The 24,578-nt window shown below is 67.2% G+C and carries 25 protein-coding genes; 12 read left to right on the top strand and 13 right to left on the bottom strand.

The window, feature by feature from the left end:
* Positions 1-4 precede the first annotated feature (4 nt).
* The 3 genes from Y958_RS31075 to pqqA (Y958_RS33145) all read right to left on the bottom strand — a co-directional run bounded on the left by Y958_RS31075 (position 5) and on the right by pqqA (Y958_RS33145) (position 2,673).
* A complete protein-coding gene (locus Y958_RS31075; RefSeq protein ID WP_088875743.1) occupies positions 5-457 on the bottom strand; it encodes a c-type cytochrome in 453 nt (150 codons plus the stop codon).
* 114 nt (positions 458-571) lie between these two features.
* Complete coding sequence (gene xoxF5, locus Y958_RS31070; RefSeq protein ID WP_088875742.1) at positions 572-2,371, bottom strand: lanthanide-dependent methanol dehydrogenase XoxF5; 1,800 nt, start codon at positions 2,369-2,371, stop codon at positions 572-574.
* Positions 2,372-2,595: 224 nt separating this feature from the next.
* The gene (gene pqqA / locus Y958_RS33145) at positions 2,596-2,673 is read right to left on the bottom strand and encodes a pyrroloquinoline quinone precursor peptide PqqA (protein ID WP_100085352.1); all 78 of its coding nucleotides are present in this window, start codon (positions 2,671-2,673) and stop codon (positions 2,596-2,598) included.
* A gap of 681 nt (positions 2,674-3,354) precedes the next feature.
* Between pqqA (Y958_RS33145) and Y958_RS31060 the strand changes: the two genes are divergently transcribed.
* From Y958_RS31060 to Y958_RS31045, 4 genes are all read left to right on the top strand, one after another.
* A complete protein-coding gene (locus Y958_RS31060) occupies positions 3,355-4,026 on the top strand; it encodes a response regulator transcription factor (RefSeq protein ID WP_088875740.1) in 672 nt (223 codons plus the stop codon).
* A 79-nt stretch (positions 4,027-4,105) separates the two neighbouring features.
* The gene (locus Y958_RS31055) at positions 4,106-4,681 is read left to right on the top strand and encodes a cupin domain-containing protein (protein ID WP_088875739.1); all 576 of its coding nucleotides are present in this window, start codon (positions 4,106-4,108) and stop codon (positions 4,679-4,681) included.
* A gap of 215 nt (positions 4,682-4,896) precedes the next feature.
* Entirely contained in the window at positions 4,897-5,136 is a 240-nt protein-coding gene (locus tag Y958_RS31050; protein WP_040843332.1) for a type II toxin-antitoxin system VapB family antitoxin, read from the top strand.
* Entirely contained in the window at positions 5,137-5,529 is a 393-nt protein-coding gene (locus Y958_RS31045) for a type II toxin-antitoxin system VapC family toxin (protein WP_088875738.1), read from the top strand.
* On the opposite strand, the gene Y958_RS31040 is transcribed toward Y958_RS31045, so the two are convergent.
* The 4 genes from Y958_RS31040 to nosP all read right to left on the bottom strand — a co-directional run bounded on the left by Y958_RS31040 (position 5,490) and on the right by nosP (position 11,217).
* Positions 5,490-6,185, bottom strand: a complete 696-nt coding sequence (locus Y958_RS31040) for a hypothetical protein (protein ID WP_088875737.1) — start codon at positions 6,183-6,185, stop codon at positions 5,490-5,492. The two genes, Y958_RS31045 and Y958_RS31040, sit on opposite strands and share 40 nt — an antisense overlap.
* Before the next feature lies 1 nt (position 6,186).
* The gene (locus Y958_RS31035; RefSeq protein WP_186291649.1) at positions 6,187-6,972 is read right to left on the bottom strand and encodes a 2OG-Fe(II) oxygenase; all 786 of its coding nucleotides are present in this window, start codon (positions 6,970-6,972) and stop codon (positions 6,187-6,189) included.
* Positions 6,973-7,069: 97 nt separating this feature from the next.
* A complete protein-coding gene (locus Y958_RS31030) occupies positions 7,070-9,838 on the bottom strand; it encodes a hybrid sensor histidine kinase/response regulator (protein ID WP_088875735.1) in 2,769 nt (922 codons plus the stop codon).
* Complete coding sequence (gene nosP, locus Y958_RS31025) at positions 9,835-11,217, bottom strand: nitric oxide-sensing protein NosP (protein ID WP_244909728.1); 1,383 nt, start codon at positions 11,215-11,217, stop codon at positions 9,835-9,837. Before nosP ends, Y958_RS31030 begins: the two co-directional genes overlap by 4 nt.
* Positions 11,218-11,504: 287 nt before the next feature.
* Here nosP and Y958_RS31020 point away from each other — a divergent pair, with 287 nt between their 5' ends.
* The 8 genes from Y958_RS31020 (at position 11,505) to Y958_RS30985 (ending at position 18,261) form a co-directional block, all read left to right on the top strand.
* Positions 11,505-12,968: a porin gene (locus Y958_RS31020; RefSeq protein ID WP_211098826.1), complete on the top strand. Its 1,464-nt coding sequence runs from the start codon at positions 11,505-11,507 to the stop codon at positions 12,966-12,968.
* A gap of 213 nt (positions 12,969-13,181) precedes the next feature.
* On the top strand, positions 13,182-13,295 hold the full coding sequence (gene pqqA / locus Y958_RS33140) for a pyrroloquinoline quinone precursor peptide PqqA (RefSeq protein ID WP_198924936.1): 114 nt from the start codon (positions 13,182-13,184) through the stop codon (positions 13,293-13,295).
* A gap of 96 nt (positions 13,296-13,391) precedes the next feature.
* Positions 13,392-14,309, top strand: coding sequence for a pyrroloquinoline quinone biosynthesis protein PqqB (gene pqqB, locus Y958_RS31010; RefSeq protein WP_088875733.1), 918 nt, complete (start codon positions 13,392-13,394; stop codon positions 14,307-14,309).
* The gene (pqqC, locus tag Y958_RS31005) at positions 14,306-15,073 is read left to right on the top strand and encodes a pyrroloquinoline-quinone synthase PqqC (RefSeq protein ID WP_088875732.1); all 768 of its coding nucleotides are present in this window, start codon (positions 14,306-14,308) and stop codon (positions 15,071-15,073) included. Before pqqB ends, pqqC begins: the two co-directional genes overlap by 4 nt.
* Positions 15,070-15,366: a pyrroloquinoline quinone biosynthesis peptide chaperone PqqD gene (gene pqqD / locus Y958_RS31000; protein WP_088875731.1), complete on the top strand. Its 297-nt coding sequence runs from the start codon at positions 15,070-15,072 to the stop codon at positions 15,364-15,366. Before pqqC ends, pqqD begins: the two co-directional genes overlap by 4 nt.
* Positions 15,367-15,413: 47 nt before the next feature.
* Positions 15,414-16,535: a pyrroloquinoline quinone biosynthesis protein PqqE gene (pqqE, locus tag Y958_RS30995; RefSeq protein ID WP_211098825.1), complete on the top strand. Its 1,122-nt coding sequence runs from the start codon at positions 15,414-15,416 to the stop codon at positions 16,533-16,535.
* Complete coding sequence (locus Y958_RS30990) at positions 16,517-17,464, top strand: quinoprotein relay system zinc metallohydrolase 2 (protein WP_088875729.1); 948 nt, start codon at positions 16,517-16,519, stop codon at positions 17,462-17,464. The genes pqqE and Y958_RS30990 overlap by 19 nt, the downstream gene beginning before the upstream one ends.
* A complete protein-coding gene (locus Y958_RS30985) occupies positions 17,461-18,261 on the top strand; it encodes a quinoprotein dehydrogenase-associated SoxYZ-like carrier (protein WP_088875728.1) in 801 nt (266 codons plus the stop codon). The genes Y958_RS30990 and Y958_RS30985 overlap by 4 nt, the downstream gene beginning before the upstream one ends.
* Positions 18,262-18,268: 7 nt before the next feature.
* Here the strand turns inward: Y958_RS30985 and Y958_RS30980 are convergent, their stop codons facing one another.
* The 6 genes from Y958_RS30980 to Y958_RS30955 all read right to left on the bottom strand — a co-directional run bounded on the left by Y958_RS30980 (position 18,269) and on the right by Y958_RS30955 (position 24,572).
* The gene (locus Y958_RS30980) at positions 18,269-18,850 is read right to left on the bottom strand and encodes a hypothetical protein (protein WP_088875727.1); all 582 of its coding nucleotides are present in this window, start codon (positions 18,848-18,850) and stop codon (positions 18,269-18,271) included.
* A gap of 79 nt (positions 18,851-18,929) precedes the next feature.
* The gene (locus Y958_RS30975; RefSeq protein ID WP_081486860.1) at positions 18,930-19,319 is read right to left on the bottom strand and encodes a hypothetical protein; all 390 of its coding nucleotides are present in this window, start codon (positions 19,317-19,319) and stop codon (positions 18,930-18,932) included.
* A gap of 96 nt (positions 19,320-19,415) precedes the next feature.
* Positions 19,416-20,261: a hypothetical protein gene (locus Y958_RS30970; RefSeq protein ID WP_145727786.1), complete on the bottom strand. Its 846-nt coding sequence runs from the start codon at positions 20,259-20,261 to the stop codon at positions 19,416-19,418.
* A 10-nt stretch (positions 20,262-20,271) separates the two neighbouring features.
* On the bottom strand, positions 20,272-20,988 hold the full coding sequence (locus Y958_RS30965; RefSeq protein WP_088875725.1) for a SapC family protein: 717 nt from the start codon (positions 20,986-20,988) through the stop codon (positions 20,272-20,274).
* 42 nt (positions 20,989-21,030) lie between these two features.
* On the bottom strand, positions 21,031-23,181 hold the full coding sequence (locus tag Y958_RS30960) for a site-2 protease family protein (protein ID WP_088875724.1): 2,151 nt from the start codon (positions 23,179-23,181) through the stop codon (positions 21,031-21,033).
* Positions 23,181-24,572 carry an efflux RND transporter periplasmic adaptor subunit gene (locus tag Y958_RS30955; protein WP_088875723.1) on the bottom strand — a complete coding sequence of 464 codons (1,392 nt, stop codon included), beginning with the start codon at positions 24,570-24,572 and terminating at the stop codon, positions 23,181-23,183. The genes Y958_RS30960 and Y958_RS30955 overlap by 1 nt, the downstream gene beginning before the upstream one ends.
* Positions 24,573-24,578 lie beyond the last annotated feature (6 nt).

The following is a 24,578-nucleotide window of genomic DNA, read 5'->3' as shown; positions in this document are numbered from 1 at the left end:
GTTCTCAGTCCCCGATGCGCTGCGGCCGGCCGCGGCCGATGGCGCCATCGGATCGGGCCTTCAGATAGCCGTAGATGTCGTCCAGGTAGTTCGCCACGTCCTCCGTCGTGCCGAAGGACGGCATGACGTTGTTGTTGGCGGTGTTCACGTTCTTGCGGCCATTGATCACCGTCTCGGCGAAGGTGTCGTAGTCCATGTGCTTCAGGCTGTCGGTCAGGTCCGGGGCGTAGGAACTGCCGGCCCCGTCAGGACCATGGCACCGCATGCAGGACTCGCCATAGCGGCGATAGCCGTTGTAGGTGCCGGGATCGACCTTGCCGCCTTCGACCTTATAGGGTTTGGCCTCGGCCGCCACCTTGGTGGCGGTCGGCGCGCTACCATCGGCGGCGCTGGCGGCGACGCTGAAGGGCAGGGCCAGAAGGGTGACGGCAGCGGCCAGCGCCAAGCGTTTCGGCATCAGTCGGACCTCTTTTCGCGAAGTGGGGAGTCCAGGCATGTGTGCTCTAGCTCAAGGGGCAAAGAAGCCCCGCCTGAGGGATGATCCCCAGGCGGGGCTGAGAAGGAGAGAGGGTTACGGTAGGGCGAAGACGGTGAGCACACCGCCCAGCTGGGTGTAGTTGGCCAACTGCTTGTAGGCGCCGACGGCGCCCAGGCCGTCGGTGTCGCCGCCCAAGCCGGCGGCCATGCCGATGCCGGCCCAGCCGCCGACACCGGACAGCACGGCGATATACTGCTTGCCGCCGTGCTCATAGGTTGTGACGTTGCCGATGATCCCCGACGGCGTCTTGAACTTGTACAGCTCCTTGCCGGTCTTCATATCCACGGCCTTCAGGTAGCCTTCCAGCGTGCCGTAGAAGGCGACGCCGCCCGCCGTGGTCAGGGCGCCCGACCAGACGGAGAAGGTTTCCTTGTCGGACCAGACGATCTTGCCGGTGCTGGCGTCCCAGGCGATGAAGTTGCCGAGGTGGTTCTCGCCCTTGGGCGGGAACATAGACAGGGTGGCGCCGACATAGGGCTGGCCGGCGGTGTAGGACACCTTGAACGGCTCATAGTCCATGCAGACGTGGTTGGTCGGTACGTAGAACAGGCCGGTATCCGGCGAGTACGAGGCCGGCTGCTGGTCCTTGCTGCCCAGGGCCGCCGGGCAGACGCCCTTGGTGTTGTGGTCTTCGCCGTTCTTGTCGGTGCTGTACTGTGCCACGACTTCCGGCCGGCCGGTCTTCATGTCCACGTGCGTGGCCCAATTGACCGCTGGATCGTACTTCTCCGCCACCAGCAGCTCGCCGGTCTCGCGGTTCATGGTGTAGGCGAAGCCGTTGCGGTCGAAGTGGACCAACGCCTTGACGGGCGTGCCCTTCACCTTGATGTCAGCCAGGATCATCTCGTTGACGCCGTCATAGTCCCATTCGTCATGGGGCGTCATCTGGTAGACCCACTTGGCCATGCCCGTGTCGGCGTCGCGGGCGAAGATGGTCATCGACCATTTGTTGTCGCCGGGGCGCTGCTTGGGGTTCCAGGTCGAGGGGTTGCCCGAACCGTAGTAGATCAGGTTCAGCTGCGGGTCATAGCTGGTCCAGCCCCAGGTGGCGCCACCGCCGGTCTTCCACTGGTCGCCCTGCCAAGTCGACAGGGAGGAGTTGGCGCCGATGGGCTTGCCCAGGCTGGTGGTCTTCTGCGGGTCGACCAGGATCTGGTCGTCGGGGCCGACGGAGTAGGCCTTCCACGCGACGGAGCCGTCCTTCAGGTTGTACGCCGTCATGCGGCCCTGCACGCCGAATTCGCCGCCGCTGATGCCGACCAGCACCTTGTCCTTCACGATGACGGGCGCCCCCGTCATGGTCTCGCCCTTCTTGGGATCGCCGTTGGCGACCTTCCACAGTTCCTTGCCGGTCTTAGCGTCCAGCGCCACGACGTTGGCATCGGCCTGGTTCAGGATGATCTTGCCGTCACCATAGGCTACGCCGCGGTTCACGGTGTCGCAGCACATGACGGGAATGACGGTCGGATCCTGCTTGGGCTCATACTTCCACAGGATGCGGCCCTGGTTGTTCAGGTCCAGCGCATACACCACGTTGGGGAAGGGGGTGTGGACGTACATGACGTCGCCCACGACCAGCGGGCCGCCTTCATGGCCGCGCAGCACGCCGGTGGAGAAGGTCCACACCGGACGCAGTTCCTTAACGTTGGCGGTTGTGATCTGCTTCAAGGAGCTGTAGCGCTGATTGGCGTAGTCACCGGCTTGCATGACCCATTGCTTGGGGTCCTTGCTCGCCTTGGTCAGCTCGTCGTTGGCCAGCGACGGATGGCTGGACAGCAAGCTGGCCGCCACGAGGGCGGTCCAGGACAACAACACCTTCTTCCGCTGTTTCATCTAATTTCCCTCCCTGGGGATTGGCCGGTAGGTCCGGTCCGATTGGTGTCCGCCTGGCCGGCGGATGGGCGACGCGATTAGGCTGATCATGGTCAGGCAGCCCGCCGGACGCAGCAGGCGTCCAGGCCCGGAACTGGTGACGGAACGCATAGGGACGGCGCACCGGGCGGATGCGCGTCGGGCCGGCCAGACCCCGCCGGGTCCGGCCGGTGATGGCGTGGGCGTCAGACGTCCGCGCAGGCGTAGCAGTTGATTTCCATGCCGAGCGCGATCTCGGTGACGATGGGCTTCTTCCAACGCATGGGGGCTCTCCTCAGAAGGTTAAGGATAGGTCCCTTCGGACCGGTTTCCATCCCGCTTGTTCCCATCCCGTCCTGGGCCGCTGACCACCGCTGACAATCCCATCTTCACCGTTGCCGCCCGCCACCGGCGCGCCGGGCCACGGGTGGATGTCGATCGCGCCTGATTCCGCGATGCGAGGAATACCGTTGAAACCAGGCTGCAGTGGGCCAAAAGAGGCAAACGGGGCGCCGACAACCGGTCACACCGCAGGCCCATGATCACGCGGGAACTTCGACTCTGCCAGTTCTTCGTCTTTGCTGGTCCGCCGGGTCTGTCCCGCCGGGCCGTTCCTCTCCTGGGTGCCGTTCCTTTCAGCCTTCCCTCTGGAACATCAAAGGTAAAGGGCCACCGTTCGGCTTGCTGGCCATCTTCAAGAAGCCCGTCCCGGGTGCCAATTGTACTTTGGTACAAGGGTAATTTCAAACCCACCCGGCACCCGTCAAGGTGGTGTCGGCGCCACCCCCCGCGGCGGCGATAAAGCTGGATAATCAAATAATTAAGCCCGCGCATGCGATGGCGTGGGCCCGGTTGCCGCCGAATGGTGGCCTAACCCTCCCAGGCACTAGCCGGGTTGCTCGATATCGACTATCGTCAAGATCGAGGAAACGCCGAATCATAATCGCCCGCAAACGAGGCGACGCATGCCGCAAATAATCATTGCCGACGATCATCCCATGGTGCGGGGCGCCCTGGCCCTGGCCGTGGAGTCCGCATTTGACCAGCCTGAAATCCTGGAATGCGCCCATCTGGCGGGCGTGATGCAGTTGCTGGAGTCCATCGGCGCCGCCGATCTCCTGCTGCTGGATCTGCGCATGCCCGGTGTGGACGGGTTCGAGGGGCTGGTGCGCATCCGCAGTCAATTCCCCGCCACCCCGGTGGTGGTGATCTCCGCCCTGGAGGACCCGCGCCTGGTACGCGAGGCCCTGGCCTTGGGTGCCATGGGTTTCATCCCCAAGTCCACCCCCCGCGCAGAGATCGTGGCCGCCCTGTCGCTGGTAGCCGCCGGCGGCACCTACCGTCCCGACGACCTGTCGCTGGCCGAGCCGGCCCCCGACTCCAAGGGCCGGGCGGCGGATGATGATTTCCTGCAGCGGGTCCTGACGCTGACGCCGCAGCAGCGCCGCGTTTTGCAATTGCTGGGCACGGGTAAGCTGAACAAGGAAATCGCCTATGACCTGGATATCGCCGAAACCACGGTGAAGGCCCACGTCTCCAGCATCCTGCACAAGCTGCGCGTCTACAGCCGGACCCAGGCGGTGGTCATGGCCGGCCGCCTGCACCTGGACAGCTTCGCCGACGTGGCGGAAGGCTGATCCGGAACCTGCTCTGGAACCTGCGGGGGCCCGGCGGATTTCAGAGGGTGGAACCGTTCCGCCTTCAGGGGGTCATGCCATGGCCGACCAGCACGCCGAAGCCGATGCCTATGGCGGCATGGCGGGGGAATACGGCCGCTGGCCGGAGAATTTCATCCTGCACAGCCTCAGTTGGGTGCCCAACAATGCCCGCCTGCACGTCCTGATCTACCGGGGCATGGTGCCGCTGGGCGATGGCGACCCGGCGGCGGTGTTCGAGGCGCTGTTCCAGCGCAACGGCTGGCCCGCGCGCTGGCGCGACGGCATCTACGATTATCACCACTATCATTCGTCCGCGCACGAGGTGCTGGGCTTCGCCCGGGGGCAGGCGGAACTCATGCTGGGTGGGCCCAACGGCCGCCGGGTGGCGGTGCACGCCGGCGATGTCGCCGTGCTGCCGGCCGGCACCGGCCATTGCCGCGTTGCTGCCAGCGATGACTTCCTGGTGGTGGGCGGCTATCCGCCGGGCCAGGACTGGGACATCCGGCGCGAGGCGGCGACGCCGGCGGAGCTGGAGCGCATCGCCCACCTGCCTTTCCCGCCCCTTGATCCCGTCACTGGTGCCAACGGGCCGCTGACCCAGCTGTGGACACCCACCCCCGGCTACCGGATGTAGGTGCGGTTCGGGTGTCAGAATGCCCAATGCCGGACCCAGCGGGGACGCAAGCCGGCGCATCTGCCCAGCTGTCAGTTGCACGGCGTGGAACAAGGCAAATTTTCCGGACCAGCGCTCAGCGGTGGAATTCTTACACCGCGGGTGGTTCTTGAATGCACGGATATCCCGATGTATCTTTCCTGGATATCCGGCGGCCCGTTGGGGAGATAATGGCAATGCCTCTCTACATCAAGGACGACGTTACCGCCGAACTGGTGGCGGAGTTGGCGGTCCTCCGGGGCATTTCCAAACAGGATGCGGTCAAGCTGGCGGTGCGGGCGGAACTTCAGCGCCTGGCAGAGGCTGTTCCCTTGCGGGATCGCTTGGCGGCTTTCCGTGCCCGCCATCCTTTACCGGCCCCAACCGGACTACCGGCCGACAAGGCATTCTTTGACGATCTTTCCGGAAACCTCTGAATGATCTTCGCGGATGCGTCGGCCCTGATCGCCCTTATTGCTGGGGAGGAGGATGCCGCCGCCTTGGCGGACCGGCTGGAAATGCACGCGGATCGCTTCTGTTCTGCCCTTGCGGTTTGGGAAACGGCGGCTGGCCTTTGCCGATCCTACAAAATTGAACCGGCAAGGGCACGCAGCCATGTGCTTGATTTCCTGAAGGAAGCGGGCTTCCGGTTTGTGGACCTCGGCGTGCGGGAGTGGGATATTGCCTATGATGCCTACGCCCGCTACGGGAAGGGCCGTCATCCAGCCGCATTGAACATGGGGGATTGCTTCGCCTATGCCTGTGCCAAAGCGCAGGGCGCGGTCCTTCTCTATAAGGGCGATGACTTCGCACTGACCGACCTGGCCTGACCGGTTCTTATGGGCCGGCCTTGGTAATGCCGCAGCAGGCGGGGGCACAGCGCCTCCAACTGTGCGTCGACCGCCGGATCGCGCGGCTTGTCGCGCCAGCGGTCGGTCACGCCCGGGCCACGGGCGTTGCCAAAGACCACGTCCATGGTTTCCTGCAGCACCGGTTCCGCCTCCCACAGCGTCCGCAGCAGGTCATTGTAGTCGCGGCGGAAGGTATAGTGCGCTTCGTCCAGCGGCCAGCCCAGGTCGGCCAGGGCCGTGAACACCGACGGGTCGCGGGCCACGAAATCCTCATAATGGATGACGGCGTCGAACAGCCGGTGCCGCTCGGCGAACAACTGGTCCAGGATCAGGAACTTCTCGTCCATCAGGCCGGAATGGTGGCGGTAGTTCGCGGTCGACAGGCTGGCGTAGTTGTCACGCGGGTCACGCAGGAACAACACCAGTTTGTCGGGGCGGAAGCGTTCCACGTGGGTCGCCAGGGGATAGGCCGTGGTCACCACCACCTTGGCCACGAAGTCGGCCGTGGTGGTCACGCGCGGGGCGGCGAAGTTGTTGGGAATATCCGCCAGGGCGATGCAGCCGGGCCGCTCCGCCAGGGCGCGGGTGAAGGCGGTGGCCCCGCTCGACTGCATGCCGTGGACCAGCAGGCGCATCTCACATTCCCTCAGGCGCCGGTTGAGCCAGCCAGTCCTCGGTCAGCTCCGCGGTGATGAAGACATAGCGGCGGGTATGCGGTGTAGGGTGGCGGGGGCTGACGCCGTGCAGGGCGTTCAGGCTTTGGGGGAAGATCACCAGCCGGTTGGCGGCGTAGGGCACGGTCAAGACCGCCTCCACAGCGGTGTCCGGCAGCGCATAGTCCGCGATGCGCCCCGTCGGCCCGTTGCGCCAGCGGTACAGCACCAGGTCACCGCCGTGTGCGTCGTCATCGGGCGCCCGCATGTAGAACAGGCAGGAGAAAAGGCGGTTGGGCGTGTCGAGATGGGGCCCGCGCGAGGAGGAGGCGCGGTCGCGCACGGGGGTGTTGATCTCCATGCGCGCGTCCTGGTGGATGCGATACGGCCCCGGCGAGGTCAGGCGCCGCAACCCGGCACTATGACCCGTCAGGTGCCCATCCAGGGCCGCCAGCATCGCCGGGTCCCAGTGGCCGTCGAACAGGGCCGCGACCTCCGCCAGGAAGGCCGGACCGGCGTGGTAGGCGACGAAGTCCTTCCAGCAGGCCGGCAAATCCGGTGATTGAAGGATCATCTCGGCCGACAGTTCGAAGCGCCGGTTGTTGGGCACCTGGTCCGGGGCGCAATGCCAGCCCATGCGGGCAAACCCGGGAAAGCTGGCGCTCAGTTCCTGGTAAAGGCCGTCTTCCATGGGCCGGTCGGCCACGACATGGGGAAAAGGGGTCGTGCGGATGTCGGCGGGGCCGAGACCGGCCAGAAGGGAACGCATGCGCGGCCGGACCTTGTTCGGGCGTGAAAGCGACCAGCCAGGCATATCGCCGGTTGCGAAGGCGTGTCAACCGGGCGCGCGGGTCCGGAACCCGGTCCTACCCCAGCATGCTGGACAGCAACGCCCGCAGCTGCGCCGGATTCAGCGGCTTTTTCAGCATCCAGTACTGGTGCTGCTTCACCTGGGCCTCGACCTCCGGCGTATGGTCGGCGGTGACGATGATGGCGGGTGGGGCCAGGCCGGTGCCGGCGGCGATGACCTGGCGCAGGCGGGTGACCTCATCCGGGCCGGTGTGGCCGTCGCCCAGGTGGAAGTCGGCGATCAGGGCGTCGGGCGGGCGGGGCAGGCGGCCCAGCACCTCCAGCGCTTCCTCTCCGGTGGACGCCACCGCCGCCTCGCAGCCCCACGTGGACAGCAGCGCCTGCATGCCCATCAGTGCGCTGGGCTCGTCATCCAGGACCAGGACCAGGGTTCCGTCCAGGGGACGGGCGTTGCCCTCACCGGTCACACGGCGGGCGACGGCCGAGGCCGTCATGGTGCCCAAGGGCACCGCGACGGAGAAGATGGAGCCGCGGCCGACCATGGACCGGGTTTCCACCGTCACGTCCAGCACCTTGGCGACGCGGCGCACGATGGCCAGGCCCAGGCCCATGCCCCGGCCGGTGGTGCGGGTGCGTCCCTCACCCTTGGTCGAATTCCCCGTGGGGCTGCCCAGCATGGGGCCCCGATGCAACTGGTGGAATTCCTTGAAGATCTCGTCCAGCTGGTCGGCCGGTATGCCGGGACCGCTGTCCCACACCTCGATGCGCAAGGTGTCGCCCCGGCGGCGGCAGCCCAGCAGCACGCCCCCCCGCTGGGTATAGCGCACGGCGTTGGACAGGAAATTCTGCACGATGCTGCGCAGCAGGCGGATGTCGCTGCGCACCACCGCGCGCGACGGCACGTAGCGCAGGGCCAGCCCTTGTTCCTGCGCCAGCACCTGGTGCTCGGTGGACAGGGGCCCCAGCAGACTGCCGATGGGGAAGTCTACGATTTCCGGCGACACCGCCCCGGCGTCCAGCTTCGAGATGTCCAGCAGGGCGTCCAGCAGGCCCTCCACCGCCCCCAGCGACACGTCGATGTTGTCGATCAGCGACCGGTTCTTGCGCGTATGCTCCAGCTCAGCCAAGGCCGACACGAACAGCCTGGCGGAATTCAGGGGCTGCAGCAGGTCATGGCTGGCGGCGGCCAGGAACTTGGTCTTGGACAGGTTGGCCTGCTCCGCCTCCACCTTGGCGGATTGCAGGGCGCGCTCCACCTCCCGCCGCTCCGCGATCTCCTGCTGCAGCTGGCCGTTCAGGGCGGTCAGCGCCGCGGTGCGCTCGGTCACCCGCCGCTCCAGCGTCTCGTTCGCCTCCTTGATGGCAGCGTCGGCGCGTCGCCGTTCCGTAACGTCTTGCATCAGCGTGAAAAGGCCCAGGATCACGCGGTCCTGGTCAGCATGGGGTAGGCCGATATGGGGCACGAAGGTGACATGGGCGTAGCGCGGCTCCGCCAGATTGTCCGGATCGCCGGTGGGCGTCAGCTCCACCTCGAACGACACGATCTGCCCGGCCAGGGCCTGGCGGATGTAGGCGCGGCTGCGCTCGTAGAAGGCGGGGGCCAGCACGCTGCGCATGCGCCGGCCCAGGATGGCCGTTTCCGGCCGGTGCAGCCATTGCCGGTAGGGGGCGTTGACGAACTGGTAGCGCTCGTCCGCGTCGGCATAGGCGATCAGGGCCGGCATGGCGTCCGTCACCAGGCGGATGCGCCGCTCGCTGTCGCGTAGCGCCTCTTCATTGCGCTTGCGCTCGGTGATGTCGGTGAAGGTCAGGACGAAGCCGCCGTCGGGCATGGGGTTGCGCTCGATATCCAGCACCCGGCCGTTGAACCAGGTCTGTTCCAGCCGCAGCGGCAGCGGGTTGTTCTGAGGGTCCAGGAAACGCGGCTCGCTGATGCCATGGGCCAGCAGGCCGTCATTGAAGCGCTGGAAATCGGCGAAGACGGCGCCGCGCCGCACGCAGCGGGGCGTCAGGTCCAGCAGGCGCACGAACTCGTTGTTCCAGGCCACCAGCGCCAGTTGGGCGTCGTACACCGCCACCCCTTGGAAGATGTTGTCCAGCGTGGCCTGCAGCAGGGTGCTCTTCTGCGCCAGCGCCGCCTTCCACTGCTGCGTTTCCCGCCGTTTCAGGGCGGTGATGTCGGTGTAGATGGCGACGACGCCGCCGTCATTGGTGCGCTTCTCATTGATCTGCATCCAGCGGCCGTCGCTCAGCGCGTGGACGGTGGGCCCCTGGCAATCGGCATGCTGGCGCAGGCGGCGGCGGACCCAGCCGTCGGGGTCGCGATAGGCATCCATCACGCTTTTGCGCTGCACCGCCAGGTGCACCATGTCGCTGAACGACATGCCGGGGTGGACGTCGCCCGCCATGCCGGGCCAGAAGCTGAGATAGTCCTGGTTGAACAGCACCAGCCGGTCGTCGGCATCGAACAGGGCGAAGCCGCCGCTGACCGCCTCGATGGCGGTGAACAGGCGCAGGCGGGCCGTTTCCGCCTGCTCCCGTGCCATGGCGGCTTCCTGATAGGATTGCTCCAGGTCAACCAGCGCCTCTTCCAGCGACCGGGTGCGCGACCGGACCTGATTCTCCAGACTGATGGCGGTCTGGAACAGCGAAAAGGCTGAGCCCTGGCCGTCCACATGGCGCTCCACCCGGTCCATCAGCGACTGGTTGATGCGCGTCAGCTTCGCCACCTGCTGTTCCAGGTCGGCGATGCGGCGCGCCGCGTCCGCGTCGGCCGGCACCGGAGCTGCGTCCCGGTTGGCGGGCAGGGGCTTGGGAATGATCATGTCCCACCGATGGCGACGCCGGTGAAGGTCTGGTTCACGTGCATGGACATGTACTGCTCGCCATAGGTGCAGAAGCCGGTGACGCGGTGGGCGACGAACAGATCCGACACGGCGGCCTTCAGGTTGCGCTGTTCCGTTTCCAGGTTCCGCAAGACGCAATCGAACCCGATGATGGCATCCAAGGGACCGATCTCCCGTTCCAGCCGGCGGAACAATTCATGGAGATTTTCCACGATATCGATGCCGCGCGCCACCGTCAGCACCAGGCCCTCGTCGATGGCGCAGTGGAAGGTCAGGCTGTTGTCCGGGTTCACCTTCTGGATGGAGCGGACGTGGTACTGGCCGCCCACCCGCACCACCACGGGATGGGCGGCGAAAATCTTGGGCGTCAGCGGCTCGTTCGACAGGCCCACCAGGCGGGCATATTCCAGGGCCGCCGGCTCGGCGTTGATCTCGAACACCCGGCGGGTTTCCAGGTCGGCGCCGGTCACCACCATCTTGTGTTCCGTAGGCACGAAATGCTCCGTCTTGAAGACAGAGAAGCGCCGGCGGGTGGTGACCAGCAGCAGGATGGCGGCGTCGCTGACGCAGCGGCCCTCATGCAGGACGATGGTGGATTTGAAATCCAGCCCGTCGCCGGCCGACCCGCCGATCAGCGGCAGGCCCGCCAACGCGTTGCCGATGGCGCTGACCAGCTGTTCCTCGCGCGTCGACAGGCCGTCGACCAGCAGCAGGCCGAAGCCGGGCCGCCCCTGGGCCTGGGCATGGCGTTGGGACACCAGTTGATGCGTCCGCTCGATGGTGTTGGCGATCTGGAATTGGCTCAACCCCTCGAACAGGGCGGAATGGACCATGAAGTCCGCCGCCGGGAAGCTGATGCCGGTGAGGCCGTTGCTGATGTAGCCGAAGGGCGTGATCTCCCCGGCCGTGGTGCAGCCGAAGACGGGTGTTGAACCGAACGCCTCCTTCAGCGCCACCAGCATCTCCTCCCGGTCATAAGCGGGGGAGAAGAAGACCAGGATGCCGGCCGCGTCGCCGCCGTCCCCGATCTGCCGACGCAGCTCCGCCACCGCCGCGTGGGCGTCCGTCTTGTCGGACCCGCCACGGCGCAAGGGCACGGTGGGCCCGCCATCGCCGCGGGCGCGCGTCCGCGCCGACGCCATGGGGAAGGGGGGCATGGGGAAGGGGGGAAGGGGCGGCAGGGAAGGGGCCGGGGGCACGGGGGCGGTACCGTTCATCCGCGGCGGGGTGCTGCTGGACCGCGCCGCGACCTTGGGTTTGGTTGGGGATGTGGCGCCGGGCCCGTCAACGGGGCGGGTCTTGGCACCGGGGGGCGGTCCACTATGGGATTGGCCGCTGTCGCCAGGCTTGGTTTTCATGGGTCCATCCGGGTGCGGTGCGGCGGCCGAAGGGCCGCATGCGAACCGCCCCCATGATTTCATAGGCTTGTTCCAGCGTGCGCAACCGGCCGGCAACCCGCAACGGTTCTTTAGTTCTATTGCGCGGACAAGGCAAACGACTTCAAGTTTCAAATTAAGGTGGGGCCCAGAAAGACCCCGCCAAACAGCAGGGAAATGATCGGCGCGCGGAAACTTCCGCCGAATGGCGTTTTATTGCCATGGCCACCGGGCCGACACCCTGCAAATAAAGCCGGGAGGAAACAAGAATGAAATCCAAGCGGATGGCATTGTTTCTGGGCGTGACCGCGATCAGCGGCCTGGCATGTCTGCCGGGATCCATGGCGAAAGCCGACACCACTGACGATCTTCTGGCCAAATTGTTGGCCAAAGGCATCCTGTCCCAGCAGGAATACGACCAACTGAAACAGCGCAAGGCGGTCGAGACGCCGCCACCCCCGCCGCCGGCCGCCGTGGCCAGCGCCAGCGCCGCGGCAGTGGCCGCCGCCCCGCCGCCCGATCCCTTCGCCGTACGCATGACGGAAAAGGGCATCGGCGTCCATGTCGGCCCCGTCGACGTCACCCTCTCTGGGGAGATTAACGGCTATTATGTCCATGACAGCCCGGACAGCGTGGCGCCCAACCATGTGGTGGCGGGCGGCTTGGCGGCAGTGGGCAGCAGCGAGAACTCCTCCATCCGCAACGGTCTGCTGCCCGGCAACTTCGCCGTGGAGTTGAAGACCCAGCAGGAAGGCTTCGATATCGTCGCCCATTTCGGCTTGTACCCGGGCCTGAACAGCGTGTCGGGGGTGGGGGGGGCCAACTCCGCCGGCGCCGCGCATGCCCTGGCGACGTCGGGCATCGACTTCCGCCAGCAGTACCTGACGGTGGGGACGCCCAGCATGGGCACGGTCAAGGTGGGCCGCGACATCGGCCTGTTCGGCCAGCAGGCGATCCTGAACGATTTCACGCTGTTCGGCGTGGGGTCGACCGGCGGCAACGTGGCGCCGTCCAACACCTCGCTGGGGCGCATCGGCATCGGCTACGTCTACACCGACTTCATGCCCCAGATCACCTACACCACGCCCAAGTTCAGCGGCTTCACCGCGTCGGTCGGCATCTTCCAGCCGCTGGACGCCTTCAACTTCTCCGGCCAGTCGGGCACCCTGTCCGCCCATAACGATCCGCAGATCCAGGCCGGCGTTAACTATGAGCTGCCGACCGACGCCAGCAGCCTGCTGAAGGCCCAGTTGTGGGCCAACGTCGTCACCCAGGATTTGAAGAGCGTGTCGGCCGCCGAGGCGCTGCCTCAGGGACGTAGCGTGCGGGGCACCGGCTGGGACTTCGGCGCCAAGGTCGACATCGCGGATGCCGAGCTGGTGGCCTATGGCTACACCGGCGACGCGCTGGGAACCACCGGCCTGTTCTTCGACGGCGTCAGCGCCGCCGGCCAGGCGCGCAGTTCGGACGGCTACTACGTCCAGGGCAGCTACACCTTCTTCAAGAGGTTCACCCTGTCCGGCAGCTATGGGCTGAGCCGCCTGGGCCTGGCCTCGGGCGAGGTCAACCCCTTGCTGGTGAAGACCAACGAATCCTGGGCCGCCGGCTGCAAATATAAGCTGACCAGTTGGGTCAACCTGATCTGTGAGTATGCCCATACCACCGCCACGGCCCACGGCGGCAACAAGGCCCAGGAGGACACGATCGCCGCCGGCGCCATCGCGTTCTTCTAGTCGGCCCTTATTCCTCTGACGGCGCCCTCGCCTGTGGGGTCACCATGGACGGGGCGCCCATCCAGCGGAACAGTGGACGGTGCGCGAAGCTTAAAGCCTTGCACCGTAACACGCCTGTCTGCGGCCCAAGGGATGAGGTGGGGCGGAGGGGTGGTACAGTTGGGCACCTTGACGGAAAGGTAATTTAGAATTATTTTAAATACAGGCGCGGACATGTGGCCGCTCCTCAAAACCGGAGGAAATGTTATGAGCTGGAAGACTCCGAAGATCGTCGAAATCGCGCTGGGCATGGAAATCAACTGCTACGCTTGCGCGGAAGTGAAATAAGCAATTCAACGACTTGGGGCCGCCGCTGGTCTTCCGGGCGTTGGATCCGGCCGGCCGCGACGGCCCCCTGTGCTTTGCCTTGGCGCTTAAGGACCCATGCATATCCTTGTTCTCGGCGCGGCGGCCGGCGGCGGGTTTCCCCAATGGAACTCGCATGCCGAGGCTTGCCGGCGGGCGCGCGCCGGCGATCCGGCGGTACGGCCCCGCACCCAGGCCTCGCTGGCGGTCAGCCGCGACGGCCGGGATTGGTTCCTGCTGAACGCGTCACCTGACCTGCGGCAGCAGATCGCCGCCAACCCGGCGCTGCACCCCAATCACGGGCTGCGTTCCTCCCCCATCGCGGGTGTGGTGCTGAGCGGTGGCGACGTCGATGTCATCGCCGGCTTGCTGAATCTGCGGGAACGCCAACCCTTCACCCTGCACGGCACCGCCCGCACCCTGGGCATCCTGGACGCCAATCCGATCTTCGAAGTGCTGGCCCGTGACGTGGTGGCGCGAAGCGCGCTGCCGTTGAACGAGCGGGTGCCCCTCACCGGATGCGGCATTGGCGGCGCGGAAAGCGGGCTGTGGATCGAGCTGTTCCCCGTGCCCGGCAAGGTGCCGCTATACCTGGAGGGCCACGACGGTCCACCCCCCATCGTGGAGGGGGAGGACACGGTGGGCGTGGCGGTGGATGACGGTGAACGCCGCTTCTTCTTCATTCCGGGCTGCGCCGCCATGACGACGGCGCTGGCGGACCGCCTGCGCGGTGCCGAGTTGGTGTTCTTCGACGGCACGCTTTATACCGATACCGAAATGATCGATGCCGGCCTTGGAAATAAGACCGGTCTGCGCATGGGACACATGAGCGTGGACGCCACCCTTGCCGCCTTCGCCGGCCTGGACGTTCGCCGCCGCGTCTTCATCCATATCAACAATTCCAATCCCATCCTCATGGACGACAGCCCGCAGCGCCGGGTGGTGGACCAAGCGGGATGGGAGGTGGCCTTCGACGGAATGGAAATTGCCTTATGACCGCTGAGCCGCAGGATCGCGTCCTATCGCCGGAAGAGTTGGAGGCGGCGTTGCGCGCCGTTGGGGCGGAGCGCTACCACAACCTGCATCCCTTCCATAAGCTGCTGCACAGCGGCGCCCTGAACCGGGGCCAGGTCCAGGCCTGGGCCCTGAACCGCTATTATTATCAAAGCCGTATCCCGGCGAAGGACGCGGTGTTGCTGTCCCGCCTGCCCACACCGGATCTGCGCCGGCTTTGGCGCAGCCGGCTGGAGGACCACGACGGTTTCCCCGGGGCCGATACCCCCGCCAACGGCGGGATCGAGCGGTGGTTGCGCCTGGCCACGGGCGTGGGGCTGGACCGCGACTATGTCCAGTCCACCGTCGGCATCCTGCCGGCCACGCGCTTCGCCGTGGACGCCTATGTTTCCCTGGTGCGGGACCGCAGCGTGCTGGAGGCGGTGGCCTCTTCCCTCACCGAGATGTTTTCCCCCACCATCATCGCCGAGCGTGTGTCCGGCATGCTGGCCAATTACGACTTCATCACTCAGGAAACCCTGGCTTACTTCACCCCGCGCCTGACCCAGGCGCCGCGCGACGTGGATTTCGCCCTGGCCTATGTGAAGGAACATGCCCGCACGGCGGAGCAGCAGCGGGGCGCCATCGCCGCCCTGACGGAGAAGTGCAACATTCTGTGGGCCCAACTGGACGCCCTGCACTTCGCCTATGTCGAACCCGGCTACATCCCGCCGGGCGCCTTCATACCGGAAGGACGCCGGCAATGACCGATGCCGTGACCACGGAAGCGGTGGGTGAGGCGTCGGTGCCGCGCTTTGCCCGGGGCGTGAAGTTCCGCTTTGATGATACACGGAAAAGCTGGATGGTTCTGGCACCGGAACGACTTTTCCTGCCGGATGAGGCGGCCACCGAGATCCTGAAGCTGGTGGACGGCCAGCGCAGCCTGGGGGCCATCGTCGATGACCTGGCCACCCGCTTCGACGTGCCCCGGGACGAGATGGCGGGCGACGTGGGCGGCATGCTGCGCGATCTGGCGGAGAAGGGCGTGGTCCTGCTATGAGCCATGCTTCCTCCCCTGCGGCTGAGTCACCCCCGGTGGAGGCGCCGATGGGTCTGCTGATGGAGCTGACCCACCGCTGCCCGCTGCGCTGCCCCTATTGCTCCAACCCCGTGGAGTTGCAGCGGGCGGGGGAGGAGATGGACACGGCCACGTGGAAGCGTGTGCTGGGCGAGGCGGCCGCCCTGGGCATTCTGCAGGTGCACTTCTCGGGCGGGGAGCCCACGGCACGCAAGGACCTGCCGGACCTGGTACGCCATGCCGCCGGCCTTGGCCTGTACACCAACCTCATCACCTCCGGCGTGTTGCTGGACGGGGCGTCGCTGGCCGTGCTGGCCGACGCCGGCTTGGACCATGTGCAGCTGAGCTTCCAGGATGTGGAGGTGGAAAGCGCGGAGCGGATCGGCGGCATGCCGGGCGCCCAGGCGCGCAAGCTGGCGCTGGCCGGGCAAGTGACGGCGGCCGGCCTGCCCCTGACCCTGAACTTCGTCGTCCACCGCCAGAACCTGGACCGGCTGCCGCAGATGATAGACCTGGGGCTGGAGCTGGGGGCGGGCCGCATCGAGGTCGCTCATGTCCAGTATTATGGCTGGAGCCTGATGAACCGTGACGCCCTGCTGCCCAGCCGGGCGCAGCTGGACGCGGCCACGGCGACGGTGGAGGCGGCGCGGGCGCGGCTGAAGGGCCGCATGGTCATCGACTACGTGCCGCCGGACTATTACGCCGCCCGCCCCAAGGCCTGCATGGGCGGCTGGGCCCGGCGGTTCATGAACATCTCCCCCGCCGGCCTCGCCTTGCCCTGCCATGCGGCGGAAACGCTGCCCGGCTTCGATTGGCCCTCGGTCGCCACCGGCTCGCTGGCGGCGGCCTGGTACGACAGCGAAGCGTTCAACCGCTATCGCGGCACCGCCTGGATGCCGGAACCCTGCCAGGGGTGCGAGCGGCGGGAGGTGGACTGGGGCGGCTGCCGCTGCCAGGCCTTCGCCCTGACCGGCGATGCCGGCCGCACCGATCCCGCCTGCGCCCTGTCGCCCGACCACGGTGTCATGCTGGCGGCGGTGCGGGCGCGCGGCGAAGTGCCGGCCGAGTTCATCTATCGCCAGTACGGGCCGGCGAAAACAGTTCCCGTGGACGGGACCCAGGTGAGGGAGACATGGCCGGCCGAACCTTGATCCGGGCCGGTTTTCTCTTCTGCGTGGTGGTCGGTCTGGGGCTGCCGGCGCCCCTGTGGGCGAAAGATGTCCCTCTTATTCAGGTGGCGCCCGGCGTCTACGTGCGTCCTGGCGTGATGCAGGACGCCACCGCCGCCAATGACGATGCCATCGCCAACATCGGCTTCATCGTCGGCCATGACGCCGTGGCCGTCATTGATCCGGGTGGCAGCGCCGGGGACGGTGCCCGGTTGCGGGCGCAGATCAGGGCCACGACCCGCCTGCCCATCCGTTATCTGATCTACACCCACGTCCATCCCGACCACGTGCTGGGCGCCGTCGCCTTCGCGGAGGATCACCCGTTGGTGGTTGCCCATGCCCGCTTCGCCGCCGCCTGGGCGGAGCGGGGGGCCTACTACCGCCAGGGCCTAGCCCGCATCCTGGGCGGTGACCCGGCCCAGGCTGGCGGCGCGCTGCCTCCCACCCAGGCTGTTGATACCACCGCCGACATCGACCTAGGCGGCCGTGTGCTGCACCTGGCGGCCTATGGCGCCGCCCATACCGACAGCGACCTCACGGTGTATGATGGGCAAACGCGCACCCTGTGGGCCGGCGACCTGCTGTTCCAGGGCCGCATCCCGGCGCTGGACGGCAGCCTGACCGGCTGGCTGACGGTGTTGGGCCAGTTGAAGGCCCTGCCGGCGGTACGCGTGGTGCCAGGCCATGGCCCCGCCCAGCTGCCCTGGCCGGCCGGGGCGGCGGATGAGGAACGCTATCTCACCACGCTGGCCCGCGACGTCCGGGCTTTGCTGAAAAACGGCGGGGATATTGATGCCGCCGCCACCACGGTGGCGCGGTCGGAACGGGGCCGCTGGAAACTGTTCGACGCCTATAATGGCCGCAACGCCATCACCGCCTTCAAGCAGCTGGAGTGGGAGGATCCGTCATGAAGTCCCGCCTGTTCGCTTTAGTTCTGTTGTCAATCCTGGCCGCTCCGCTTTTCGCCCGGGCCGAGGATCCGGCGGCCGACGCCGCCCGATGGCAGGATCTGCGCCAGACCCTGTTCGCCGCCCATCCTCTGACCCCGGCCAAGGGGCAGATCATGCTGGACGCGCCGGACCGGGCCATGGACGCGGCCTTGGTGCCGGTGACCGTGACCCTGGACCCCACGCTATCGCTGAAGGCCCTCTACCTGGTGGTGGACAACAACCCCGCCCCCCTGGTCGGCACCTTTCATTTCGGCCCTGCGGCCGTGCCGGCGCAGGTGAAGACCCGCATCCGGGTGGATGCCTATACCCACATGCATGCCGTGGCGGAAACGACGGACGGGCATTGGTTCGTGACCGAGCGCTATATCAAGGCCGCCGGCGGCTGCTCCGCCCCCGCCACCAAGGACGCCGCCCTGGCCATGGAGCGCCTGGGCCAGATGCGGCTGAAGACTGTGACCGAGGGTCCGGCCGGCCTGCCCAAGGGGGCGGTCACCGCCCAGCTGCTGATCAGCCATCCCAATTACAATGGCATGCAGATGGACCAGGTGACCCGCAACTACACGCCCGCGCGCTTCGTCCGCGACGTCACGGTCAAAAGCGGCGACGCCCTGGTCTTCACCCTTGAGGCCGACATCTCGCTCAGCGAAGACCCCGCCCTGACCTTCAGCTACCGCCCCCAGGGTCCCCTGGCCGTCACGGTGCGCGACAGCACCGACACCACCTTCAGCCACACCTTCCAGGGTGACGACAAGGGGTGAAGGGGGCTTACGCCTGCACCCACCGGCTCATCTGGGGGAAGGGGGGCAGGCCGTTGTCGCCCATCAGGGCGAAGACGCCGGTGAAGCCGGTCATACCCACATGCGCCAGCCCGCCCAGCCCGTGGTGGGTGCCGGCCTCCAGCCACCGCTGCATGGGATGCGGGCCTTCATACGCGTCGACGTGGTAGGAGCCGGGGAAGAAGATGCATTCCAGCGGCACGCCCAGGTGCAGGGCCGCGGCGTAAGACCAGGCCTGGGCCATCATCTCGCCTTGCTGCAGGGGGACGGACAGCCGGGGATCGGCTGGCAGGCCTGGTCCGGCCTCGGCGGCGATGGCGGCACGCATGTCCGCCTCCAGATCCCGTCCCAGTTGGGCGTGCAGGCGGAGGGGCAGGATGGCCATGTGCCCGGCCTCGTGCAGCAGGTCGCCGGGGCCCACCAGCGTCTCGGGATCCACATGGAGGACGCCGGCCGCGATATTGACGCCGGGCAGGAAGCCGCCTTGCGCTCCCGCGCCGTACTTCACCGTAAAGCCGATGTCGCGCAGGAAGCCGACGATGGGATCCAGCGCCTCCGGATGGTATTTCACCGTCTATTTTCCCCCGCAATGGTCGGCCGGATTGTGGCGTGGGCCCGGGGGCGGCGCAAGACGGATGGGACGCCGGCCCTCATGTGCAGCGCAGGTTGACCTCGGCCTGGGCGCGGCGCAGCTTTTCCACCTCATCCTTGGCGATGGGGGTGTCGCGGAACATGGCCCCCCGATCGCCCAGGCCGCCCTGTTGCATGCGCAGGATCGTGTCCGCCTTCTCGTAATCGTCGTAGGGCATCATGTCGGCGATGGTGTCGATGCCACAGGCGCACTTGCCCAGCAGTTCGTGCTTGAAACCATTGGACGCCAGGCAGCCGATGACATAGTCGGCGCGCACGGCGGTGGGATAATCGTAACGGGGATGATGCTCCCCCTTGGCCTTGGGTTCCGCGGCACCAGCGGATGCCGGCGCCATTCCCAGCCCCACCAGGGCCGCTATCGCCAGCAGGGACCGCGTTACGCGCATCATGGACTCCTCCCGATCTTATTATCGGAAAAGCCTAGCGCAGGGACCTGTCCACGACCATGACCGATTGGTAGTACGAGGAGTGGGGGGCGGCGGCTTTCACAGACGCCTGATGCTCAACAGGTCCAGGACCAGGCGGTCCCGCCACGCATCGTCCGCCCGGATGTCCCGCGCCCGTTGGCAGGCGGCGACGGCCAGGTCCCGGCCGCTGTCGGGGGTGACATGGTGTATGGTTTCGGGGCACAGGCCGCGCAGTTCGTCCACCACCTCGGGCGGGGGCGGCGGGGCGGTGGCCAGGAAGGCTTCCGGCCCGCGGAATTCGTCCCGGCGAAACAGGTCGATCATGTAGTCGCACCCCATTTGCGGCCGGACGGACTGATGGGGAACGCGGCTGATCATGGGGAACAGAGGGGCAAGGTCGGGGATCACCAGGTTGGGGTAGATCTCCCCACCCCAATATTTGCCGGCGATCTCGATGAAATGGGCGATGTCCCGTATGGGCACCAGCCCGCATTCCCGCACCGGCAGGATTTCGACCTTGGGCTTGGTGACGACGACCGTGTCGTTGGCCACGTCGGCGTACAGGCTGCCGATCTGGAAGGCGTTCTGGAAATAGGTGCCGCGCAACGCGCCCCAGATGGTGCGGATGCGGCCGCCCTGGCGAAGGAAGGAGGCGAGGGCGTGCTCCACCGGATGGGCAGGCTCGCGCAAGCGCCGGCCCAGGATCGCCATGCCCGCCCGCGTGATCTCCTCACAGCGGCCCAGGGGATACGGCTTGACCGGGCTGACCGGCTGCAGCGTGGGCTGCAGCTCCGCGTCCACCTGCGCGCGCACCTCGGCGAGATAGACCATCAGCTGCGGCTGGATGGGCAGCACCATCCGCTCGGTCAGCCTTTCCATCTCCGGCGTTGGTGTCTCGATCTCCTGCGGCAGCAATCGGTCCATCACCGGGCCATCACCCGGCCCGCCGGATCAGCGCCGACCAGTCGTTGAGGGAGATGAGGTGGGCGTAAGCCGCGGCCAGCCAACCCTTGTCGCGCCAATGCGCCAACGTTTCCGCCGGGAGCCGGTTCAACTTTTCCTCATCGATGACGCGGAAGCCGGACAGGCTGGGCGTCTCGCCGGAGGGCAGGGTGACGTCCGCCCGCCGCTCGGTCAGCAAGTCACCGTCAAGCAGGGCCGCGACGAAGCCGGTGGTCAGCGCGTGGGATGCCTGGTACTCGCGCGCGAAATCCAGGGCCTGGAGCGTCAAGTCGGTGGGCGCGCCGTTCACGAAGAAGGGGTTTTCCGTTCCCGCCACCACGGCGTCCGCCGCCTCGTCCACGCACAAGGTCAGTTGGTCCGCTTCCGTGTCCTCCAGGAAGATGAAGGGGTAGCGGCGGACATAGGCCGGGATGTAGGCGTCCTCATCCCAGCGGCCATCGGCGTGCACGAACAGGTTCTGCCCTTCCCGCAGGCCCAGCAGGGCGATGGGGGCGGCGGCCTCGCCGGCGAACAGGATGGGGATGGACCGGCAGGCGGCGGCGAACTCGCCCATCACCAGGGGAACCGCGTGCGCGCCGGCGGCGAAGCCGTAACTGACGGGCTGCCGCAGGGACATGGCCTCGTCCAGGGTGGCCTGCATCAGGCGCGGCTGCTTGTAAAAAAGGGGAAGCGTGAGGTCGTCTGTCATCGCATGCGGCTTTTCATAAGGGACGGGGTCGGCGGTTGGCGTTCAGAAGCTGCCTTCGCGCAGCAGGATGGCCACGGTCCGGCGCCACAGGCTGCCCAGCAGGCTTTCGCGCACGCCTTCCAGCGTCACGCGGCCTCGCTCCAGGCTGGCCGGGGCGGTATCCTTGGCCGGCGCGATCAGCACGCGGTACATCGACTCCTCGGGCACCAGCTGGTGCTGGCTGTCTTCGCGTGCCGCGATGTCGCCGCCATAGGTACTGGCCAGATAGCGCCGGGTCAGCACGCGGGTGCTGGTGTCGTCGATGTCCTGGATGTGGCCGTCCACGGCGCTGGTCACGGTCTGGTCGGGGCGGAAGCGGCCCCGGTCCCCCACGGCCACCCGATGCAGGTCGGCCTCGCGCACATAGGCTTCGATCATGGGATGCGCCGGGTCCAGCAGCAGGCCCAGCCGTTCCTTCGCCGGCAGCCATTCGCCGGGCGACAGCGGCTCCGCCACCTCGGCCATGATGCCGGCGAAGGGGGCGGTCACGGTCAGCTTGGCCTTTTCCGCCTCCAGCCCGCGCAGTTCGGCCTGCGCGGTCTCCAACTCCTGCGCCGCGATGCGCTGGCGTTTGGGGTCGACAGCGGCACTGCCGCGGTATGCCGCTTCCCATTGCAGGGTCTGGATCTTCTGGCGCTGGCTGGCCAGCTTGTAGTCCAGGTCGGGGGAACTCAGGCGGAACAGCTCCTGGCCGGCCGCCACGCTCTGGCCGGCCTTGACCAGCACGGCGTCCATCCGCCCTGGCTGGTCCAGGAAAATCTCCATCTCCTGCGCGGCGCGCAGGACGGCCGGCGCCGTCACCGTGCTGCGCCAGGGGATGACGGCCAGGGCCAGCAGGCCCAGCGCCACGGCTGCCGTGGTGGCGGAGCGGCGGTTCCAGGTCATGGTTCCCCGCCGCCGTATCCATTCCCGCACCTCGTTCAGGGGCGGGCGCAGGATGAACCACCACACCTCCACCAGGAACAGGATGATGCCCAGCACCTTGAAGAACAGGTGGTAGACCAGGGCGGCGATGCCGACGAACAGGGTGAAGCGGTAAATCCAGGTGGCGAAGGCCAGGGCGATCAACAGATTGCGGCGCTTGGCCGGCAACTCCTCCGGCACCGGTTCGCCCAGGTGGAATAGTCGCTCGCGCAGCCACCAGCGGCCCAGCGCGAAGGCGCGGTCATGCAGGTTGGGCACATCCAGCAGGTCCGACAGCAGGAAATATCCGTCGAAGCGCATGAAGGGGCTGGTGTTGACCAGCACGGTCATGATCCAGCTGGTGGTGGCCAGCAGGAAGGCGGCGGCCTTCACCGGCCCCTCCGGCAGGAAGGACCAGGCCAGCGTGGCATAGGCGGCCAGCGTCAGTTCCGCGCCCATGCCGGCCACGCCGATGGCCAGGCGCTGGCGCCGGTTGGGCAGCCGCCAGGCGTCGCTGACGTCGGTATAGAGCAGCGGGTACATGACCATGAAGGCGATGCCCATGGTCTGCACCCGGCAGCCATAGCGCTTGGCGGTCAGGGCGTGTCCCAACTCATGCACCACCTTGGCCACTGCCAGGCCGACGGCGCCGGTGATAAGGCCGGAGGGGGAGAGGAAGCTGACGAAGGTGGTGCGGAACTGGTCCCACTGCCGCGTCACCAAGTAAATGCCGAACAAGGCGGCGGCCAGCGTGACTAGGAAGAAGCCGCGGGTGAAGATCCAGGATACATAAGGCAGGGCCTGGGTCAGGAAACGGTCGGGCTTCACCAGCGGTACACGGAAGAACAGGTAGTTCTTCAGCAGCCACTGCCACAAGCCGGGCTTGCGCATCTCCGCCTGGCGCATGAGGGTCGATACCGCCTGCGGCCCATGGCGCTGCAACAGGTTGTTCAGCGCCAGGAACTGCGAAACGGCCATGACATCGTCGACGGTGACGCGCAGCGTGGTGTTGGACGCGACATCGGCGGCGATGGCCTGCGGCACCTCCAGATGCCATCGGCGCAGGATCTCGAACTCCAGCCAGCCCAGCCGATAGAAGCGTCCGGCCACCTGGTCATGCAGCGTCCAGCTGGGCGACCCGTCCGCCAGGGCCGGCCCGGCCAGCAGGGTCAGTTCCTCCCGCAAGGGGGCCAAGCGCACGGGCGGGGCGTCCACCGACGCGGGCGCGGCGTCCGGAACCTCACCGCTCATCAGACGCCCAGCCGCTGACGCAGCGCCGCCAGGGGGCGGCGGAACAGGTAATAGAACAGGGTGGTGCGCTGGCCGTAGATCTTGGCCGTACCCTGCAGGCCGATGCGCACGGGGGCCTGGCCATCGTTGAACCGCGCCTTCAGGCGATAGGCCGCGACACCGTCCGTGCCCACCTCGGGCTGATAAGCCGCCAGCCGCACGGTGGCGTCCAGCGGATGCTGCGGGTCGATGTTCAGGAACAGCGACACAGGGTCGCCCGTGTCCATGGCGATGGCGTCGGCCACCGGCAGCTTGATCTCCAGCTCCACATCCTTGGGCTCCGCCACCATCAGGATGCGCTCGCCCTGGGTGACCGGCCGTCCGATCCAGTCGTTGACGTCAGTGAACACGGCCAGGCCGGCGCGGGGCGCATGCACGACGATGCGCTTCAGCAGGTCCTGGACGTAGGTGACCTCCGCCATGGCCTGGTCGCGCTTGCCTTGCAGCACCACCAACTGGCCCTTGGCCTTCTCATCGAACACGGCCTGCTGCGCGGTCTGGCGGTACTCCGCCTCCGCCGCCTCCAGGGTGGCCTGGGCCACGTCCAGGCGGTTCTGCAGCCGCACCGGGTCCAGCTGGAACAAGGGCTGGTCCTCGGTCACCGGCTGGTTGGGCGTCACCAGGAACTTGTCGACCACGCCGTCGAATGGGGCCCGCACCACGGTCGGGGCCTGGGGAATGACCTCCGCCGGCGCCAGGGCCGACAGGCGCACGGGGAACAGGGACAGGGCCACCAGGCCCGCCGCGACATAGCCCAAGGTGCGCAAGGACTTCAGCCGGGCGGCGTCGCGATGCCAGCGCCGCTGCTGCCGGACTAAGCCGCCCCAGGCATGGGCGTAGGCATCACCCAGATTTTCCAGCAGCACGCGCTCGCCATCCGTCCACGGCTCTTCCCGGGCCAGCAGCAGGCCGCCCAGGGACCGCTCATCCGGTGCTGTCAGCGGCAGCCACAGGCCGTGGGCCGGCAGGTACTCCGGCCACTCCTCGGCCAGATCCGGGGCCAGATCGGCCGTGGTCAGTTCCTTGATCGCGGCGGAATCGCCATGGGCCGCCAGAAGGCGGCAGGCGTAGCGGGCATAGGGACTGTCGGCATCCACGGAGGATAAGCCCGATACGGCCAGCACCGCGCCATCGCCCCGCTCGGTTCGCTGCCAGGCCAGCGCCTGGCGATAGCGCACCAGGCTGAAGGTGTCATTCACCATCAGGAAGCCCAGTTCCTGCTCGGTGCGGGTATGCCGCGCCCGCTTCTGCAACTGCAGCAGGGTAGTCAGGCCGAACAGCTGCCGGCCGGCCAGTTCGGCCGCATCCGGGCGCTGGGGCGGTTCCTCCGGGGTGGGGGGCACGACGCGCATCACCCT

Source organism: Nitrospirillum viridazoti CBAmc, assembly GCF_000730165.1.
GTDB classification, from domain to species: domain Bacteria; phylum Pseudomonadota; class Alphaproteobacteria; order Azospirillales; family Azospirillaceae; genus Nitrospirillum; species Nitrospirillum viridazoti.
The sequence above is the reverse complement of the archived record's forward strand: the minus strand, read 5'-3'. Positions and strand labels throughout refer to the sequence as shown.

What these genes read in the sequence shown, in the direction of transcription:
- Y958_RS31075 (WP_088875743.1), bottom strand. Translation starts at nt 457, where the DNA reads ATGCCGAAACGCTTGGCGCTGGCCGCTGCCGTCACCCTTCTGGCCCTG.
- xoxF5 (WP_088875742.1), bottom strand. Translation starts at nt 2,371, where the DNA reads ATGAAACAGCGGAAGAAGGTGTTGTTGTCCTGGACCGCCCTCGTGGCG.
- pqqA (WP_100085352.1), bottom strand. Translation starts at nt 2,673, where the DNA reads ATGCGTTGGAAGAAGCCCATCGTCACCGAGATCGCGCTCGGCATGGAA.
- Y958_RS31060 (WP_088875740.1), top strand. Translation starts at nt 3,355, where the DNA reads ATGCCGCAAATAATCATTGCCGACGATCATCCCATGGTGCGGGGCGCC.
- Y958_RS31055 (WP_088875739.1), top strand. Translation starts at nt 4,106, where the DNA reads ATGGCCGACCAGCACGCCGAAGCCGATGCCTATGGCGGCATGGCGGGG.
- Y958_RS31050 (WP_040843332.1), top strand. Translation starts at nt 4,897, where the DNA reads ATGCCTCTCTACATCAAGGACGACGTTACCGCCGAACTGGTGGCGGAG.
- Y958_RS31045 (WP_088875738.1), top strand. Translation starts at nt 5,137, where the DNA reads ATGATCTTCGCGGATGCGTCGGCCCTGATCGCCCTTATTGCTGGGGAG.
- Y958_RS31040 (WP_088875737.1), bottom strand. Translation starts at nt 6,185, where the DNA reads ATGCGCCTGCTGGTCCACGGCATGCAGTCGAGCGGGGCCACCGCCTTC.
- Y958_RS31035 (WP_186291649.1), bottom strand. Translation starts at nt 6,972, where the DNA reads ATGCGTTCCCTTCTGGCCGGTCTCGGCCCCGCCGACATCCGCACGACC.
- Y958_RS31030 (WP_088875735.1), bottom strand. Translation starts at nt 9,838, where the DNA reads ATGATCATTCCCAAGCCCCTGCCCGCCAACCGGGACGCAGCTCCGGTG.
- nosP (WP_244909728.1), bottom strand. Translation starts at nt 11,217, where the DNA reads ATGAAAACCAAGCCTGGCGACAGCGGCCAATCCCATAGTGGACCGCCC.
- Y958_RS31020 (WP_211098826.1), top strand. Translation starts at nt 11,505, where the DNA reads ATGAAATCCAAGCGGATGGCATTGTTTCTGGGCGTGACCGCGATCAGC.
- pqqA (WP_198924936.1), top strand. Translation starts at nt 13,182, where the DNA reads ATGTGGCCGCTCCTCAAAACCGGAGGAAATGTTATGAGCTGGAAGACT.
- pqqB (WP_088875733.1), top strand. Translation starts at nt 13,392, where the DNA reads ATGCATATCCTTGTTCTCGGCGCGGCGGCCGGCGGCGGGTTTCCCCAA.
- pqqC (WP_088875732.1), top strand. Translation starts at nt 14,306, where the DNA reads ATGACCGCTGAGCCGCAGGATCGCGTCCTATCGCCGGAAGAGTTGGAG.
- pqqD (WP_088875731.1), top strand. Translation starts at nt 15,070, where the DNA reads ATGACCGATGCCGTGACCACGGAAGCGGTGGGTGAGGCGTCGGTGCCG.
- pqqE (WP_211098825.1), top strand. Translation starts at nt 15,414, where the DNA reads ATGGGTCTGCTGATGGAGCTGACCCACCGCTGCCCGCTGCGCTGCCCC.
- Y958_RS30990 (WP_088875729.1), top strand. Translation starts at nt 16,517, where the DNA reads ATGGCCGGCCGAACCTTGATCCGGGCCGGTTTTCTCTTCTGCGTGGTG.
- Y958_RS30985 (WP_088875728.1), top strand. Translation starts at nt 17,461, where the DNA reads ATGAAGTCCCGCCTGTTCGCTTTAGTTCTGTTGTCAATCCTGGCCGCT.
- Y958_RS30975 (WP_081486860.1), bottom strand. Translation starts at nt 19,319, where the DNA reads ATGATGCGCGTAACGCGGTCCCTGCTGGCGATAGCGGCCCTGGTGGGG.
- Y958_RS30970 (WP_145727786.1), bottom strand. Translation starts at nt 20,261, where the DNA reads ATGGACCGATTGCTGCCGCAGGAGATCGAGACACCAACGCCGGAGATG.
- Y958_RS30965 (WP_088875725.1), bottom strand. Translation starts at nt 20,988, where the DNA reads ATGACAGACGACCTCACGCTTCCCCTTTTTTACAAGCAGCCGCGCCTG.
- Y958_RS30960 (WP_088875724.1), bottom strand. Translation starts at nt 23,181, where the DNA reads ATGAGCGGTGAGGTTCCGGACGCCGCGCCCGCGTCGGTGGACGCCCCG.
- Y958_RS30955 (WP_088875723.1), bottom strand. Translation starts at nt 24,572, where the DNA reads ATGCGCGTCGTGCCCCCCACCCCGGAGGAACCGCCCCAGCGCCCGGAT.